Below are 15,294 nucleotides of genomic sequence, written 5' to 3' on the forward strand. Positions count from 1 at the left end.
TTACTTTATATCTTCCAGTTTAATCCCCAATAGTTCTTCCAGGTTTGTTTTTGCTGTCCAGGTGGCCAATTCTGCCTGCAACATAAACGCATTTTGATTGTAATACGTGGTTAGTTGTTCATTGTAAATCTGGAATGTAGTCTCCCCCTTTTGAAAGGCATATTTAAGCTGTTTAACGGCCGTGCCGGCATCTGTTACCGCACCCGAGCGAAGCCTTAATTCGGCCATAGCAGCCAAATAAGTAAAATAACTTCTTTTTACCTGTGCTTCAAGACTGAGCATATACTCGGCCTGCTGGTACTGTGCTATTTTAAAGGATTCACTTGCAATATTGGTACTGGCCGGATTTCTAAGTAATTGGCCTATATTAAGCGTTATTGCTAACTGATACCCTTTGAATATGCTTGGTTTGGCCTGGTTAACTAAATTTTGCGGACTGTAAATGTACGAAGCCGTTAAGCCATCCAGCCAGGCAAATTTTGTTTGATTGTACGTGCTGCGGGCTATTTTAACCTGGCTTTGCCTTGATTTTACTTCCGGATAATTCTTTTTTGCTGTTGCTATCAGCTTATCCAGGTATGTCATGTTTACAGTATTTATGAAAGTTTCCTGGGCGCGTACCTGCCTGTAAAACAGTGTAATGGATATCAAAAAGCAAACTATTACTATATTTTTGTTCATTAATTTATACTTTTTCTTTTTGAAAGAGGGCCGGTATGGTACCGGCAATTATCCGTAAATCTAACCAAATAGAATACTTTTGAGCATAAAAATTATCCAGTTTTTTTCTTTCTCTTTCAGACATGTCTTCTTTGCCCCGTTTGCTTATCTGCCATAAGCCGGTAAGGCCAGCCGGGCCCAAAAACCTCATCGACCACTCATTAGATGTAAGCATTTCCGCTTCGTAAACAGGTAAAGGACGGTTACCTACTACCGACATATCGCCCCTGAGGATGTTAAAAAGCTGCGGAAGCTCGTCGAGGCTGGAGTTGCGCAAAAAATTACCGAGCCTGGTAATGCGCGGGTCGTTTTTTATTTTTACAAAAGCTGCTTTGCCGGCGCCGCCTTCATTGGCATATTGGTTGCTTTCGGTAGATAGCTTGGCCAATAACTGATCGGCATCGGTACGCATCGATCTGAATTTATAAAAATCAAACACCTTGTATCCCGTACCAACGCGCTTACTCTTGTAAAATACCGGGCCTTTTGAATCCAATTTAATCGCTATCGCTACAAGCAGATAAATTGGCGACAGGAAGAAAAGCATTGAGCATGATATAACCAGGTCGATAATACGTTTTCCCAAAGGCATCTTGTACGTGGTATCAACCTCTTTTGATAGCTCAAGAAGCTTTGGTTTTATCAGCTTAAAAGTTACCAGAAAATTAAGCCTTTCGCGCAAGTCATCAACAGAAAACGGGACGCTGTAATAATCGTGCACTCTTAATTGAAGCGCCTTTTGCTTAAGGTTTTTATCGTTTTTGGTTGACAGCAGAACAATAATAGACCCGTTAAGTAAAAAGCTTCTTTTTATCGATTCAACCAGCGCAAAGCATTTGCCTTCGGTATCGATCTCTATCAGGATAATGTCTGGTACGGTTAATATAGATTGCTCACCAAGATAAACATCAAGCTGTGTGATAGTATCATTACAAATAATGTTAAAATTATTAAGGCCGCTTAATATGAGGTCTTTTAATTCCAACCCCGCGTAAGCGATCCTGATGTGCGAGCCGGAATTTTCGTTCCAATCAGACGTTTGTCGATTCATAAACTTGTAGAAGTTGGTTAATTGCTGATTTGAGTTCGTTCGGCTTAAAAGGTTTGTGCATGTAAGCGTCAATTTTGAATGGCATATTGCTCACCTGCTCATCCAGGTCATGTGCTGCAGACAACAGCAATACCGGGATATCGCGGTAAAAACCACTTATTTTTACATTTTTAGCAAATGACTGGCCATCAAAATAAGGCATTTGAAGATCGGAAAGGATCAGGTCGGGCAGGTGCCCTTCTTCCAGCCAGCTAAAAGCCTCAATGCCGTTGTTCTTAACAACACAGTTGTAATCTTTTGAGAGTATAAAACTAAGTAACTTTAATATGCTTAAATCGTCATCGACAATTAGTAACGTTTTCTTCATATGATTAATTTGGGAATCAGCTCTAAAGCGGTTAAAACACGTAAACTAATAATTTCAGGGGCCTGTATGGCTTTAATTATATACAAATTCCTATATTTTTTATTGGTTTGCAAAATGATCAGGTATACGTTAAAAAGAGGTTTAATGTTCTGTTTTTTACTGATATTCCCCAAAAAACCAATGCTGGTTAACCAGTTTATGTGCACTTTGGCAATTACTGTACCGAAAATACGGATAAAAAATTTACCATAAGCACCAATAATGTTTTTATTTGTTAACAAGCCCATTATTTATATTGTTCGTTTTAATTAAAGGATTGCTATGGTTGTATTTGAATTATTATGGCCAAATATGTCCTGCTGTTGAGGAATTTTTTCCCACTTTGGGAGACCGCTTTTAAAATGGGAAAAAAATTTCCTGACGCGACCTGTTCAATTAAGTAGGAGTTTAATGGGCGGGGGATATTTTATCAGCATATTTTATATTTTTGGCAATAAGCAACATTAAAAGGCCGTGAATAAGTTTTCAAAAAATAAGCATATCATCATGTATGGTGGTTCGCTGGCTGTACTGCTGTTTTTAATGAAATGGCTGGAATACCGGTTTATTTTAATAGATCATGCATTCGAGATTTATATTGGCGCCATCGCCGTTGTTTTTACTTCCCTTGGCATCTGGCTGGCATTAAAATTAAGTTCGCCGAAAGTTAAAACCATACAAGTTGAAAAAGAGGTTTATATTTATGCCAATGATAATTTTGTTTTAAACGAAACCGCGTTAACCCAACTTAATTTAAGTAAGCGCGAGATGGAGGTGTTGCAGTTAATGGCCGATGGCTTAAGTAACCAGGAGATTGCCGCCCGCTTATTTTTATCTTTAAATACGGTTAAAACACATTCGTCGCGTTTGTTTGAAAAGCTGGAAGTTGAGCGCCGTACCCAGGCCGTTGATAAAGCTAAGAAACTGGGTATCATTGCCTGATAATATTGGTACTTTGGTATGATTTAAGCAAAATCACCCTAAAGTATGACCGCGTTGTAAACCCAAAGCGCCAAATTTGTACCAGAAATTTAAACTTAAAACAATGAAAAAAAATGTAATCGTTTTTGGATTAATTGCTGGTGCAATAGTATCCGGTTTGATGGCTGTTACCATGGCAATGTGTTATGCCAATGGGCACACCAATGGCAGCATGTACTTAGGATATGCTACCATGCTTATTGCTTTTTCCATGATATTTGTAGCTGTTAAAAACTACCGGGATAAATATAACGGCGGCGAGATAACTTTTGGGAAAGGGTTTATGATAGGGCTTTACATCGCGCTTATCGCATCTACCTGTTATGTAGTTAGCTGGCTGATAATTTACTACAACTTTATGCCCGATTTTATGGAAAGGTATGCAACCCAGGTGCTTGCCGAAGCTAAGGCCGCCGGAGCAAGCGCAAAAGAACTGAGCGATGAGACTGCTAAAATGGATTCATACAAGCAAATGTATAAGAATCCCGTTTTTATAATGTTATTTACTTATGTGGAAATATTGCCCGTAGGGTTAGTTATAGCCGTTGTTGCTGCATTAATATTAAAAAAGAAGCCCACAAACAATATTTTGCCTGCCGGTTAAGCCGTAAGCCCGAAGTTATAAGTACTAAGTCAGTTTAACTCTTTTTTCTTACGACTCCGGGCTTACGACTTCAGGCTATTTTAACCAAATTCCATGATTTGCAGCTTTAGCCTTTAGTTTCTTCAATAACCGACAGGATATTGCCTGCCGGGTCATTAAACCACGCTATCGTTGGGCCGCCAGCTGTAAATATGCCTTTTTCATTGGTTTTGAAGTTCTCTTGATTGTAAACTATAAATTTAACGCCGCACGCTGTTAATTCATCTACAGCTTTTTCTACATCGGGTACAGGGAAGTTAAGTATAGTAAAAGTGGCTGGCTCATGATTGGGTTTTGGATATATTACAATTGCGTTGCCGCCTGAAATTTCCAGGTGCAATATCCCCGGCATTGTGGTATCATCCTTTACTTCCAGTCCCAATGTTTTGCCGTAAAACTCCTTTGCTTTCCCGATATCATTTACCGAAAAGCCGCTGAATGCTTTGCTTTCTTTTAACATGATGTTCTCTTTATATTATAACAATTAACCATAACGGATTTTGTTTGCGTATTGAAGTTAATCCGTTAATACTTCGGCCCGATAGCCAAAGCGTTTTAAAAAAAGTATCATCGTATTAGCGCATATGGTTCCGCTGTTGCATTGCACCCGCAATATGTTATCGCAATCGTCCAGATCGAAATTTGCGTGATAGCCGGCAAAGGTCTTGTGGATTTCGGCCAATAATGCTTTGGCATATTTGCGCCTGTTTACATTGGTTTTAAAAACTTCTACCGTCATAACAGCTTGATTTTTTAATCCGTGTGCATGTGTTGTTTATTTTGCGGTAAATAATGGAGCATATTTTTCCCGTTGCGTATAAGCCAGGAATAATACGCCTGCCAGCAATGGTATAACCATAGTAAGCCCCGATGGCGATAAAAATGCATTAACTAAAACAATATTTAACATTACCGGGAATAAAACTACTAAAGCGAGTGCAACGTACCTGCCAAATAATAAAAGCAGCGCGCAAACCAATTCGGTTATTTTTATAAGCAGCATTAAATAGCCCGAGGCTTCCAATCCATCGTTAAAAACTTTCATATTGCCTGTTACAGGAGGCATGGTAAATGCATGGAAGTAAACCATGGCAAAATAGGTTACCGATGCAAACAAAAACATTAGTGCTACCAGTGTGCGTACAATAATTACAGCGATTTTCATAAAATTTTGTTTTTAGTGTGATTGGTTATAATTCAGTTGATTTTAATTGATTAAACTTTTTCCAGAAATAGTAGGCCGCAAACAAAAATACAAGCATGATTATTGGCGGAATGAACTCACTAATGGCATCGCCCGCAAAAGCCCTTGACGCAATGGCACCAAAAAGAGTGAATGAAAAGCCGGCGTAAGCCCATTCTTTAACTGTCTTGTATTTGTTTTGCAGTATGGCTATTACCCCAAGCAGTTTAGCAGTGCCCACTATCACCATAAAATAAACGGGATAACCCAGGTGGTGCAGCACATCAATACCTGCTTGTTGCCTTGTAACTCCGCCAAGGCCATCGCCGGCCATAGCTAAGGCCAGCAAAACTGTTAACACCCGGTAGGTGATGTTAATTGTTTTCGCGCTCATAACCGTCAACGTTATTGTAGGCGGTTGGGTGAATAACTTACCATCCATGATATGCCAAATTTATCGGTAAACCATCCAAACAGGTCGCCCCACTCGGCCATGGCAAGCGGCACCATAACCTGGCCGCCTGCAGATAGCGCCGCAAATATGGTTTCTGCTTCTTCTTTGCTGTCAGCATTGATAGAGACATGATAGTTATTACCCTGTTTGTAACCCATGCCCATTTCGCCAATGCTGTCGGTAGCCATCAGGATGTTTTTGCCTATGGGCAAGGCAATGTGCATCAGTTTGTCTTTGTCTGCTTCGGCTACATTCTCAGACCCTCCCGGCGAATCTTTAAAACGTATCACGGCCAAAAATTCACCGCCAAATACTGATTTGTAAAAGTTAAAAGCTTCTTCGGTTGTACCGGGGAGATTCAAATAAGGATTAATTGTTGCCATGGTAGTTGAGGTTTTAAGTAGTTAAATTTCTGTTGATTGATAATGTAAATCTACAGTCATTAAATATAAACCAAAAGGGTGTAATACGACAATTAAAGGGTATAATTAAGACACTAAATTATCTTCCGGAAATAAACCTGTACAGGTAAGGCGCTTTATGGGCGCCGCCGGTAAATTTTTTTGCTATCCGTTCCAATATGCCCAGGCTTAGCATCTTACGCTGAAAGGCCGCCCTGATGAGTTTTTTGTTCAGGATAGTTTCATACAGGCTTTGTAAATCGCCCATGGTAAAATCATCGGTGAGCAGGTTAAAGCCTATCAGTTTCTGATCTAAGTTTACGCGCAGGGTTTCCAAAGCTTTTTTAATGATCAACTGGTGATCCTGCATCAGTACAGGTAAGTCATCAAGGCCATACCAATCGCAACTATCCGAGATACTATCGGGAGTGGGGATGGCTTTTGTAAAATCTACCAGCGCATAATATCCTATAGATACAAAACGCTTCAGCAACCAGTGGTCGGCCGGGGGGATCTTGCCACTTACAGACATAATCTTTTTCAGGGGCTCCGGATCATGTCTGCTTCTGTCGCCAAAAACATAAAACTGGTCAAGGAAGATGTTTTTTAGGCCCGTTCGATCAAATAACACCCGTCGTGCAGCTTCATTAACATCTTCGTAATCATGAATAAAGCCGCCTGGCAAGGCATACAAACCGGTGTTTTTATAGGCAAGCAGTAAAACTTTAAGTTGTTTGTCATGAAAGCCAAAAATTACCGCATCAATAGCCAGGCCGGGCAAATAGCCTTCACCTTTTGCATCAGCTTCCTGTTTTTTGAACTCGTTGTTGTCTTCGGACATATAAATCGTAGCAATTAACAAAAAAATTTGTTAGCGGCGTAAATTTAAATTATTATTGTAACATAATGATACAATAGTTATTCTGATGCTTGTATTAACTACCAATAACCAATTATAAACCCCATGAGGAAACCATTTTTAGCAGTATTGCTGCTGGCGCAGCTAACTACCATGAAGGTAATTGCACAAACAAACCAGGTAACTATTGAGAACGGTACGCTGGAAGGTGTAAAAGAGGCCGGTTCGCCCGTAACTATTTTTAAAGGTATCCCGTTTGCGCAGCCGCCCATTGGCGATTTGCGCTGGAAAGAGCCGCAACCAGCTAAAAACTGGACGGGCGTTTTAAAAGCCGATCATTTTGGAAGTAACCCTATGCAGCGGCCGGTTTTTGGTGATATGAATTTTAGGTCATCGGGGATGAGCGAGGATTGCCTTTATCTTAACGTTTGGACACCTGCTAAAACCATGAAAGAAAAGCTACCTGTACTGGTTTATTTTTATGGCGGCGGCTTAGTTGCCGGAGATGGGTCCGAATCGCGCTATGACGGCGAAAGCATGGCTAAACGTGGGATTGTTGCGTTAACTGTAAATTACCGTTTGGGCATATTCGGGTTCTTTTCTCATCCGGAATTAACTGCAGAATCGCCAAATCATTCGTCTGGTAATTATGGTTACCTCGACCAGCATGCCGCGTTGGAATGGGTGAAAAAGAACATAGCCAAATTTGGCGGCGATCCTGATCATGTTACCATAGCAGGCGAATCGGCCGGGTCGATATCGGTATCAATACAAATGGCGTCGCCGTTATCAAAAAACTTAATCAACGCGGCGATAGGAGAGAGCGGTGCCGGGATAAAACCAACTTTAAATTCTATCCCATTGGCTGATGCCGAAAAAAACGGGGCGAAATTTGCGGCAAACATGAAAGCCGGATCTATAGCTGATTTAAGGGCTATACCCGCTGCCGATTTACTCAACGCGGCTTACAGTGCAAACGCAACCCCCAATACGCCAACTATTGATGGATATTTGTTGCCAAAATCGCTGCCCGAAATTTTTGAAGCAGGCGAACAGGCAAAAATCCCGATTTTAGTTGGATGGAACTCGGCCGAGGTGCCTTACCAGTTTGTAATGCGTGCCGACGCACCAACGCTGGACAATTACAAAAAAGCATTAAATACTTTGTATGGCGATAAAGCAGGCGAAGTAATGAAACTTTATCCTGCCTCGACAGACGAAGAAGTAATTAAATCGGCAACCGCCTTATCAAGCGATCGTTTTATCGTGTACAGTACCTGGAAATGGGCCGATCTGCAAATTAAAACGGGGGGCAAACCGGTTTATCGTTATTGCTTTTCGCGCATCCGCCCGGCAATGACGGCACAAATGGGCAACGCAGCTCCGGGGCTTGCAGGAGGTGTTGTGAAAAATAACGGAGGCATGGCTATGCCCAAGATGCCGGCGGCAGTTGGCGCATCGCACGCATCTGAAATTGAGTACGCCATGGGCAACCTTGCCGGCAATAAAGTGTACGCCTGGACACCTGACGACTATAAAGTATCAGAAACCATGGAGAGCTATTTTGCCAATTTCATTAAAAATTATAATCCAAACGGTGCAGGTTTATCAAAGTGGGACGCCAATACAGCCGGTAAAAGCCCGGTTAAGTTTATGGACATTGACGTAAAAAGCGGGCAAAAAACAGAAAACGACCGGGACAGGTATTTGTTCCTGGATAAAGAATATATGAAGTAAGATTTTTTTATGGGGTGTTTTAATTGTCCTGGTTGCTGTAAAGTAACCGGGACTTTTTTTATTTTATCTTTTGGTGAAAGCTATTTTAATACCCATCAGCACAAAAACAACTGCCGAAAATTTATTAAGCCAAAAACTAAATAAAGGCTGCTTTTTTAGTCGGCCGGATAATGAGCCGGTAAAAAACGTGAGCACAGCAAACCAGGCTAAACCCATTAGCGCGTAAGTTATACCAAGCAAAACAAAGGGCAGGGCATTGTGAATTTGTGCCGGATGGATGAATTGCGGGAAAAATGCCAGGAAAAATATGGCAACTTTTGGGTTAAGGGTATTGGTTAACACTGCAGATAAATAAGTTTTACGCACAGGCTCCAATACCATGGTTACATCCTGTTTTAAAATTTCTTCTTTGGAAAGAAACTTACTGATGCCAAGATAAACCAGGTAGGCAGCGCCGGCGTATTTTACAAAGCTGAAAGCCATTGCAGATTGTGATAATATTAACGACAAACCAAATGCAGCCAGCGTAGTATGTACAAGCACCCCTGTAGCAATACCCAAAGTTGCGTAAATTCCCGCTTTTTTGCCTTGGCCTATTGATTTGTTAAGCACGAAAATGGTATCGATACCCGGTGAAATGATAAAAAGGAGAGATGTGACCAGAAAAGTAGTAAAGTTGACAATGCCCATAACGTAAAAGTAAACAGATCTAAGCAAAATATAGGCTTTAAAAAAGGAGGCACCTACGGAGCCAAACAATAGGTATTTATCATGCTATAAACACGTAACTCCGCTGGAGTTAGAAATAATGCGTGTCATTGACTCCGTAGGAGTCGCGTGTTTATAGCTAAATAAAACTCAAAAGCAGGGCTCCGTAGGCGCCTCCTTTTTTAAAAGCAATTGCTGAACCAAAATAACTTTATGCGTTAAGCTTTTTGCTTTTTACTAATTTTACCCGGTATGAACACCTTTGCCGATAGAATAATAGCCTTTAACCAACAACTGGAATATACAGGAACGCTGCCAACAGGCATAAGCATCATGAACCCGTTCAGGGATAATGATTTTGCGCTGGATGTATCCACGCGGTTTTACGGCAAATATTATAGCGATAACCATCCCCGCCATTTGATATTGGGTATTAACCCGGGCCGGTTTGGCTCGGGCATGACAGGAGTGTCATTTACCGATCCCAAACGGATGATCAGCAAATGCCAGATACCCTATATCGGGCCTATTACACATGAACCCTCGTCAGAATATGTGTATGATATGATTGAAGCCTTTGGCGGAATAGAACAGTTTTACCAGCAATTTTATATTCATTCTGTTTGTCCGCTGGGTTTCACCATAACAGGCCCCAAGGGTAAAGAGATAAACTATAACTACTACGATACACCTGAGTTAACAAAGGCAGTGTATCCTTTTATTGTAGAAAACATCAAAAAGCAAATTGCTATAGGGTTTGAAACTGATGTTTGTTTTTGTTTTGGTACCGGCAAAAATGAAAACTTTTTGCGCAGGCTTAACGATGAGCACCGGTTTTTTAAACAGGTTGTAGCGTTGGAGCACCCGCGTTTTATTATGCAATACAAATCAAAAACAAAGCAGGATTATATAGCCAAATACTTAAAAGCTTTTAACGCGGTTGTTATTCCCTAAAAAATGCGGGTAAAGGTTAAAATTGAGGGTAAATGAACAAGCCTGAAGCTATCTTGACTCTTAACTCTTACTTAGTGCTGATATCGCGTTTATGATCGTCAAACTCCTGGCCTGTGGCATGGTAATCCCTTATCAATTTGGCCAGTTGTTTCAACTCAAAATCAGTAAGCTCGGTACCACCGGAGTAATGATACCCCGGCTCTGTATCATCTAAAAAAATAGCGCCCAAATATCCCTTATCAAAAGTTTTTGGGCTGTCTATATCCCTGTATAGCTTGTAGGTCCCATTATTGTCTTCGTTGATCTTATTAGTATCTGCCGGATCAACTGCAATAATAATATGGGTTCCGTCTTCTTTATTAATACCGAATGTTACGCCGCTGGTTATCATAAATCAAGAAACAAGCCGGTTGGATAAATGTTTGAGTACACACGAATTGCACGAATTAAATCGAATTTCACGAATTGAACTAACACGAATTGTACGAATTGAGGCGAATTTCACGAATTTGCATAGATCGCTAAATTTTAAGCTCAGTAGTTGCAATTAGTAAGCCAACTTTGAACCCCTTGTTTGCGCTAATTCGCTTCAATTCGTGCAATTTGTGTTAATCTTCTTTAAGAAAATTAAAAAGTTTTAATATGTTTATAAAATTATTGGAATTATCTATTGTGACACATAAAAAGCAATGTTTATCATAGCTTTGTTACGCGGGCGGAATAATTGATGTTAGATAATTTCAGGAAAATACTATTAAAATTCAAACTATCAATGATAGCTTTTTTACGAAAAAATGCCGGCATCAAGCTGGTAACCCCACTCTTGTTTGTATGGTTTAGTTCAAACGCACAAGACGCAGCTAAATTTCCACTGATACCTTATCCTGCAAAATTAACATCAGGTAAAGGTGCATTTGTTATAACCGCACGAACAACTGTGAGCGGGCCAGCATTTAAGAACGAGACTAAAGAACTCGCTGCTCTTTTAGAAAAAGGACTTGGACAAAAATTAACACCAGCTAAAATCCAATCAGCATCAGCTATAAGCATTATTAAAAGTACCGATATAACAGCATCAGAAGGCTACCGGCTTACTATCACACCAAAGCATGTCGAGATTTTGGCCAACTCCGGTGCCGGCGTTTTTCATGCCATCGAAACCATCAGGCAACTGTTGCCTGTATCAATAGAGAAAGGTATCACCAATAAAAAGTTAGTTTTGCCGGCGTTGACTATCCAGGATGAACCTGCTTATGAGTGGCGCGGTATGCACCTGGATGTTTCGCGGCACTTTTTTTCTATCAGCTATCTTAAAAAGTTTATCGACAGGATGGCACTTTACAAAATGAACAAGCTGCACCTGCACCTGACCGACGACCAGGGCTGGCGCATCGAAATAAAAAAATATCCCAAACTAACCGAAGAGGGGGCATGGCGCACATTCAACGGCCAGGATTCGTTGTGTATGAAACTTTCAAAAGATAATCCCGATTTTGTGATCGATAAGGAGCATATCATTCAGCGCGGCGGTAAAACACTTTACGGCGGGTTTTACACCCAGCAGGAAATGAAGGGTGTTGTAACTTATGCCGCGGCAAAACACATTGATATTATTCCCGAGATAGATATGCCGGGTCACATGATGGCCGCCATCAATTCGTACCCGTTTTTAACCTGTAATGGCGAGAATAAATGGGGAACGCTGTTCACCAAACCCATTTGCCCTTGTAACGAAACAACCTTTGAGTTTGCCCAAAACGTATTTACCGAAATTATGGACATCTTCCCATCCCAATATATCCACATTGGAGGCGATGAAGTCGACCGTACCGATTGGGGGAAATCTGACGCCTGCAAGGCTTTGATGGAGAAAGAAGGAATAAAAGACCTGGCAGCGCTGCAAAGCTATTTTATTAACCGCATGGAAAAGTTTTTTAACTCCAAAGGCCGTAAATTAATAGGTTGGGACGAGATTATTGAAGGTGGCATCAGCCCAACAGCCATAGTGATGTATTGGCGCGGATGGGTACCTAATGCGCCTGTTGAAGCGGTAAAAAACGGTAATATGGTGATCATGACGCCCGGCGAGCCCTTATATTTTGATAACCAGCCCGATCAGTATTCGGTTGACAGGGTATATCATTTTAACCCAATCCCCAAAGTACTAAATGCGCAGGAAGCTAAATCGATCATCGGTGCCCAGGCTAACATCTGGTCGGAACGGATTCCATCCGAGCGCCGTGCCGATTATATGGCCATGCCCCGGATGACCGCCCTTGCCGAAAAGCTTTGGACAAATCAGCCCGATAAATATGATTCATACCTGAAACGGCTCGTGCAGCAATATAGCAGGATGGATGGCATGGGGATAAATTATCGCCTGCCGGATTTGCCGGGCCTGCTAAACGAATATGTATTTACCGATGAAGGCAAATTAAGTATTGCATCGCCTTTGCCAACTTTAACCATCCGTTATACTACCGATGGAACCCTGCCAGGCGTAAACTCCCCGGTATTGCCTTCACCATTAGTTATCAAAAAATCCGAATTGGTAAGGGTTGCAGTATTTACAACCGTTGGCACCCGCGGCGATGTTTACAACCTGAATTATACCCAACAGCAAATGCTTGGCCCGGTTAAAATAGCGCCGCCAAAACCTGGCCTGGCTTGTACTTATTACAAAGCCTACTTTAAAGCAACAACTTTTATGAAGGACGCTAAAGTTGATAGTACATTTACCACAGATAAAATTGAAGTACCGGCAACTGTAAAAGCGCCATCATTTGGTATTACTTATAAAGGCTATATTGATGTACCCGATGATGGTATTTACAGCTTTTACCTTACCTGCGATGACGGCGGAGTGTTAAAAATAGGCCCCAATATGGTTGTCAATAACGATGGAAACCATTCGGCCCAGGAGCGCAGCGGGCAGGTGGCCTTAAAAATGGGGGCACACCCTTTTCAGCTTGATTTTATTGAGGGCGGCGGCGGCTTTAAGCTGGGCCTAAAGTATAGTGTTAATGGCTCGGTACCGCAAGAGGTGCCGGCTGGTTGGTTTAAAAATTAAAATGTATTCATGAAAAAGGTTACAGGTATCATATTATTGTTATTGGCCATCGGCCTAAAAGGATTTAGCCAGGCGGCACCGAAGCCCTACGGCCCGCTGCCAACCAAAGGGCAGCTAAACTGGCAGGAAATGGGTATGTATTGCATTATTCATTATGGCGTTGATGTTTATACCGATAAAGAGTGGGGCTATGGCGATGAAGATCCTAAGCTTATCAATCCATCGCAGTTTAGCGCTATGCAAATTGTAGGTGCTGCCAAAGCCGGCGGTTTCAAAGGCGTTGTAGTGGTTGCCAAGCACCACGATGGTTTTTGCCTTTGGCCGACCAAAACAACCGAGCATAACATATCCAAAAGCCCATACAAAAATGGAAAAGGTGATATTTTAAAAGAGTACCGCGAAGCTTGCGATAAATTAGGAATGCAATTGGGTGTTTATTGCTCGCCCTGGGACAGAAATAACCCTAACTATGGTACGGATGAATATATCAAAATCTATCGCGAGCAATTGCGGGAATTATATACTAACTACGGCCCGCTGTTTATATCATGGCATGATGGCGCCAACGGCGGCGACGGCTATTATGGTGGCAAACGCGAGGTTAGGCATATCGACAGGTCTACATATTATGGTTGGGATACCACCTGGGCTATTACCCGTAAACTACAGCCTAACGCCGTTATTTTTGGTGACGTTGGCCCCGATGTGCGCTGGGTTGGTAATGAAGAGGGCTATGCAGGCGAAACCTGCTGGGCAACTTATACACCCCATGCCCCCATAGAGGGCAAAAAACCAGGCAATGGCTTTGTAAAAGATTATGAAGGAACAGAAGGTACCCGCAATGGCGATTTCTGGATGCCCGCAGAATGCGACGTGTCCTTAAGGCCAGGTTGGTTTTATCACAAAACACAGGATGATGGCGTAAAATCACCTTATACATTGCTTGATCTGTATTACAAAAGTGTAGGCCGCGGTGCGGCGCTGGATTTAGGCTTATCGCCAGATCCTCGGGGTATTGTAAATGAGATAGATGTTAAATCGCTTACCCAATTTGGCAACCTGTTAAAACAAACCTTTGCGGTTAACCTGGCAAAAGGGGCTACCGTTTCCGCAAGTAATATCCGTGGCGGTAATAAATTAAGCTTTGGCCCGCAGCTTTTGTTAGATAACGACAGGTACAGTTATTGGGCTACGGATGATAAAGTAACCACCCCCAGTTTAACTATCGACCTGCACACGCCAAAAACATTCAACGTTATCCGCCTACGCGAAAATATTAAGTTAGGCCAGCGGATAGAAGCTTTTGAGGTTGATGCTTTTATGAACGGCAAATGGCAGCAAATTGGCGCAGCCACCAGCATAGGCGGTAACAGGCTGATCCGTTTAACTCAAAACATTACGGCAAGTAAGTTAAGGTTAAGAATAACCAAATCGCCTGTTGCCATAGCGCTTAGCGATTTTGGATTATTTAAGGAACCTGTACATTTAACGGCCCCTAAAATTGCCCGAAACAAAAAAGGTGAGGTTAGCATAACAACCGAAGCTCCGGTGAGTGCCATCAGGTATACGTTGAGCGGACAGGAACCAACCCTTACTTCGCCTGTTTATAAGGAGCCGGTTTTGCTGGCTAACGGTGGCATTGTTAAAGCACGTAGCTTTGAAGGCAAAGGGCAGAAAAGTGATGTTGCTTTCGCCTCATTCGGCTATGCCAAAGCAGATTGGAAAACCATTGATGCAACTACTGCAAATGACGGCGGTAACCGGGCAGAAAATGCGATTGATGAGCACACCAGTACGCTATACAGTACATTAAGCAAGGATGATGCAAAATTTCCGCAGCAAATAGCCATTGATATGGGCACTGCCCGCCAAATTAAAGCGTTTGGATATTTACCAAGACAGGATAAGCAGCCGGACGGCATTGTTGACCGGTATGTTTTTTATACAAGCCTGGATGGCAAAGAATGGGTGAAAGTGGCTTCGGGAGAGTTTTCGAATATTAAATCGAACCCGATTGTGCAGCCGGTTGTTTTAAGCAACCCCGTAAGCGCCAGGTATTTTAAATTTGAGGCAGAGCATGTAATAGCCGGCAATGGTATTACCGTTGCCGAATTAAGCGTTTATTAA

General features: G+C 41.9%; 18 protein-coding genes. 6 read left to right on the plus strand and 12 right to left on the minus strand.

The window, feature by feature from the left end; all coding sequences use genetic code 11:
- Genes ACFGVS_RS03600 through ACFGVS_RS03615 form a run of 4 tightly spaced genes read right to left on the minus strand, consistent with a single transcriptional unit; the run spans position 1 to position 2,425 of the window.
- Positions 1-681 (minus strand): TolC family protein, encoded by a 681-nt coding sequence (locus tag ACFGVS_RS03600; protein WP_439697496.1) that lies wholly within the window; start codon positions 679-681, stop codon positions 1-3.
- Between the two features lie 4 nt (positions 682-685).
- Positions 686-1,771: a sugar transferase gene (locus ACFGVS_RS03605; RefSeq protein ID WP_439697497.1), complete on the minus strand. Its 1,086-nt coding sequence runs from the start codon at positions 1,769-1,771 to the stop codon at positions 686-688.
- On the minus strand, positions 1,752-2,138 hold the full coding sequence (locus ACFGVS_RS03610) for a response regulator (protein WP_090650835.1): 387 nt from the start codon (positions 2,136-2,138) through the stop codon (positions 1,752-1,754). Before ACFGVS_RS03610 ends, ACFGVS_RS03605 begins: the two co-directional genes overlap by 20 nt.
- Positions 2,135-2,425 carry a hypothetical protein gene (locus tag ACFGVS_RS03615; RefSeq protein ID WP_274213489.1) on the minus strand — a complete coding sequence of 97 codons (291 nt, stop codon included), beginning with the start codon at positions 2,423-2,425 and terminating at the stop codon, positions 2,135-2,137. The genes ACFGVS_RS03610 and ACFGVS_RS03615 overlap by 4 nt, the downstream gene beginning before the upstream one ends.
- Positions 2,426-2,651: 226 nt before the next feature.
- Here ACFGVS_RS03615 and ACFGVS_RS03620 point away from each other — a divergent pair, with 226 nt between their 5' ends.
- Together ACFGVS_RS03620 and ACFGVS_RS03625 are read left to right on the plus strand one after the other, a co-directional pair.
- Positions 2,652-3,119 (plus strand): response regulator transcription factor, encoded by a 468-nt coding sequence (locus tag ACFGVS_RS03620; RefSeq protein ID WP_274213488.1) that lies wholly within the window; start codon positions 2,652-2,654, stop codon positions 3,117-3,119.
- Between the two features lie 103 nt (positions 3,120-3,222).
- Positions 3,223-3,762, plus strand: coding sequence for a DUF4199 domain-containing protein (locus tag ACFGVS_RS03625; RefSeq protein WP_439697498.1), 540 nt, complete (start codon positions 3,223-3,225; stop codon positions 3,760-3,762).
- 106 nt (positions 3,763-3,868) lie between these two features.
- Here the strand turns inward: ACFGVS_RS03625 and ACFGVS_RS03630 are convergent, their stop codons facing one another.
- The 6 genes from ACFGVS_RS03630 to ACFGVS_RS03655 form a co-directional block, all read right to left on the minus strand.
- A complete protein-coding gene (locus ACFGVS_RS03630; protein WP_439697499.1) occupies positions 3,869-4,261 on the minus strand; it encodes a VOC family protein in 393 nt (130 codons plus the stop codon).
- Between the two features lie 57 nt (positions 4,262-4,318).
- Positions 4,319-4,540, minus strand: coding sequence for a hypothetical protein (locus ACFGVS_RS03635; protein WP_439697500.1), 222 nt, complete (start codon positions 4,538-4,540; stop codon positions 4,319-4,321).
- A 36-nt stretch (positions 4,541-4,576) separates the two neighbouring features.
- Positions 4,577-4,966 (minus strand): DoxX family protein, encoded by a 390-nt coding sequence (locus ACFGVS_RS03640; RefSeq protein ID WP_439697501.1) that lies wholly within the window; start codon positions 4,964-4,966, stop codon positions 4,577-4,579.
- 25 nt (positions 4,967-4,991) lie between these two features.
- Positions 4,992-5,378, minus strand: a complete 387-nt coding sequence (locus ACFGVS_RS03645) for a DoxX family protein (protein ID WP_439697502.1) — start codon at positions 5,376-5,378, stop codon at positions 4,992-4,994.
- Between the two features lie 11 nt (positions 5,379-5,389).
- Complete coding sequence (locus ACFGVS_RS03650) at positions 5,390-5,821, minus strand: VOC family protein (protein ID WP_439697503.1); 432 nt, start codon at positions 5,819-5,821, stop codon at positions 5,390-5,392.
- 118 nt (positions 5,822-5,939) lie between these two features.
- The gene (locus ACFGVS_RS03655) at positions 5,940-6,680 is read right to left on the minus strand and encodes an NUDIX hydrolase (RefSeq protein WP_274213481.1); all 741 of its coding nucleotides are present in this window, start codon (positions 6,678-6,680) and stop codon (positions 5,940-5,942) included.
- Positions 6,681-6,803: 123 nt separating this feature from the next.
- On the opposite strand from ACFGVS_RS03655, the gene ACFGVS_RS03660 reads away from it, so the two are divergent.
- Positions 6,804-8,435, plus strand: a complete 1,632-nt coding sequence (locus tag ACFGVS_RS03660) for a carboxylesterase/lipase family protein (protein WP_439697504.1) — start codon at positions 6,804-6,806, stop codon at positions 8,433-8,435.
- Positions 8,436-8,498: 63 nt separating this feature from the next.
- On the opposite strand, the gene ACFGVS_RS03665 is transcribed toward ACFGVS_RS03660, so the two are convergent.
- Positions 8,499-9,125 (minus strand): LysE family translocator, encoded by a 627-nt coding sequence (locus tag ACFGVS_RS03665; protein ID WP_439697505.1) that lies wholly within the window; start codon positions 9,123-9,125, stop codon positions 8,499-8,501.
- Positions 9,126-9,395: 270 nt separating this feature from the next.
- On the opposite strand from ACFGVS_RS03665, the gene ACFGVS_RS03670 reads away from it, so the two are divergent.
- Positions 9,396-10,097, plus strand: a complete 702-nt coding sequence (locus ACFGVS_RS03670) for a uracil-DNA glycosylase family protein (protein ID WP_439697506.1) — start codon at positions 9,396-9,398, stop codon at positions 10,095-10,097.
- A 67-nt stretch (positions 10,098-10,164) separates the two neighbouring features.
- Here ACFGVS_RS03670 and ACFGVS_RS03675 read toward each other — a convergent pair whose 3' ends face one another.
- Positions 10,165-10,488: a hypothetical protein gene (locus ACFGVS_RS03675; RefSeq protein WP_439697507.1), complete on the minus strand. Its 324-nt coding sequence runs from the start codon at positions 10,486-10,488 to the stop codon at positions 10,165-10,167.
- A gap of 381 nt (positions 10,489-10,869) precedes the next feature.
- Here ACFGVS_RS03675 and ACFGVS_RS03680 point away from each other — a divergent pair, with 381 nt between their 5' ends.
- Both ACFGVS_RS03680 and ACFGVS_RS03685 read left to right on the plus strand, forming a co-directional pair.
- Positions 10,870-13,167: a family 20 glycosylhydrolase gene (locus ACFGVS_RS03680; protein ID WP_439697508.1), complete on the plus strand. Its 2,298-nt coding sequence runs from the start codon at positions 10,870-10,872 to the stop codon at positions 13,165-13,167.
- 9 nt (positions 13,168-13,176) lie between these two features.
- Entirely contained in the window at positions 13,177-15,294 is a 2,118-nt protein-coding gene (locus ACFGVS_RS03685) for an alpha-L-fucosidase (RefSeq protein WP_439697509.1), read from the plus strand.

Origin of the sequence: Mucilaginibacter sediminis, assembly GCF_051903035.1 — a bacterium.
Classification (GTDB): Bacteria; Bacteroidota; Bacteroidia; order Sphingobacteriales; family Sphingobacteriaceae; genus Mucilaginibacter.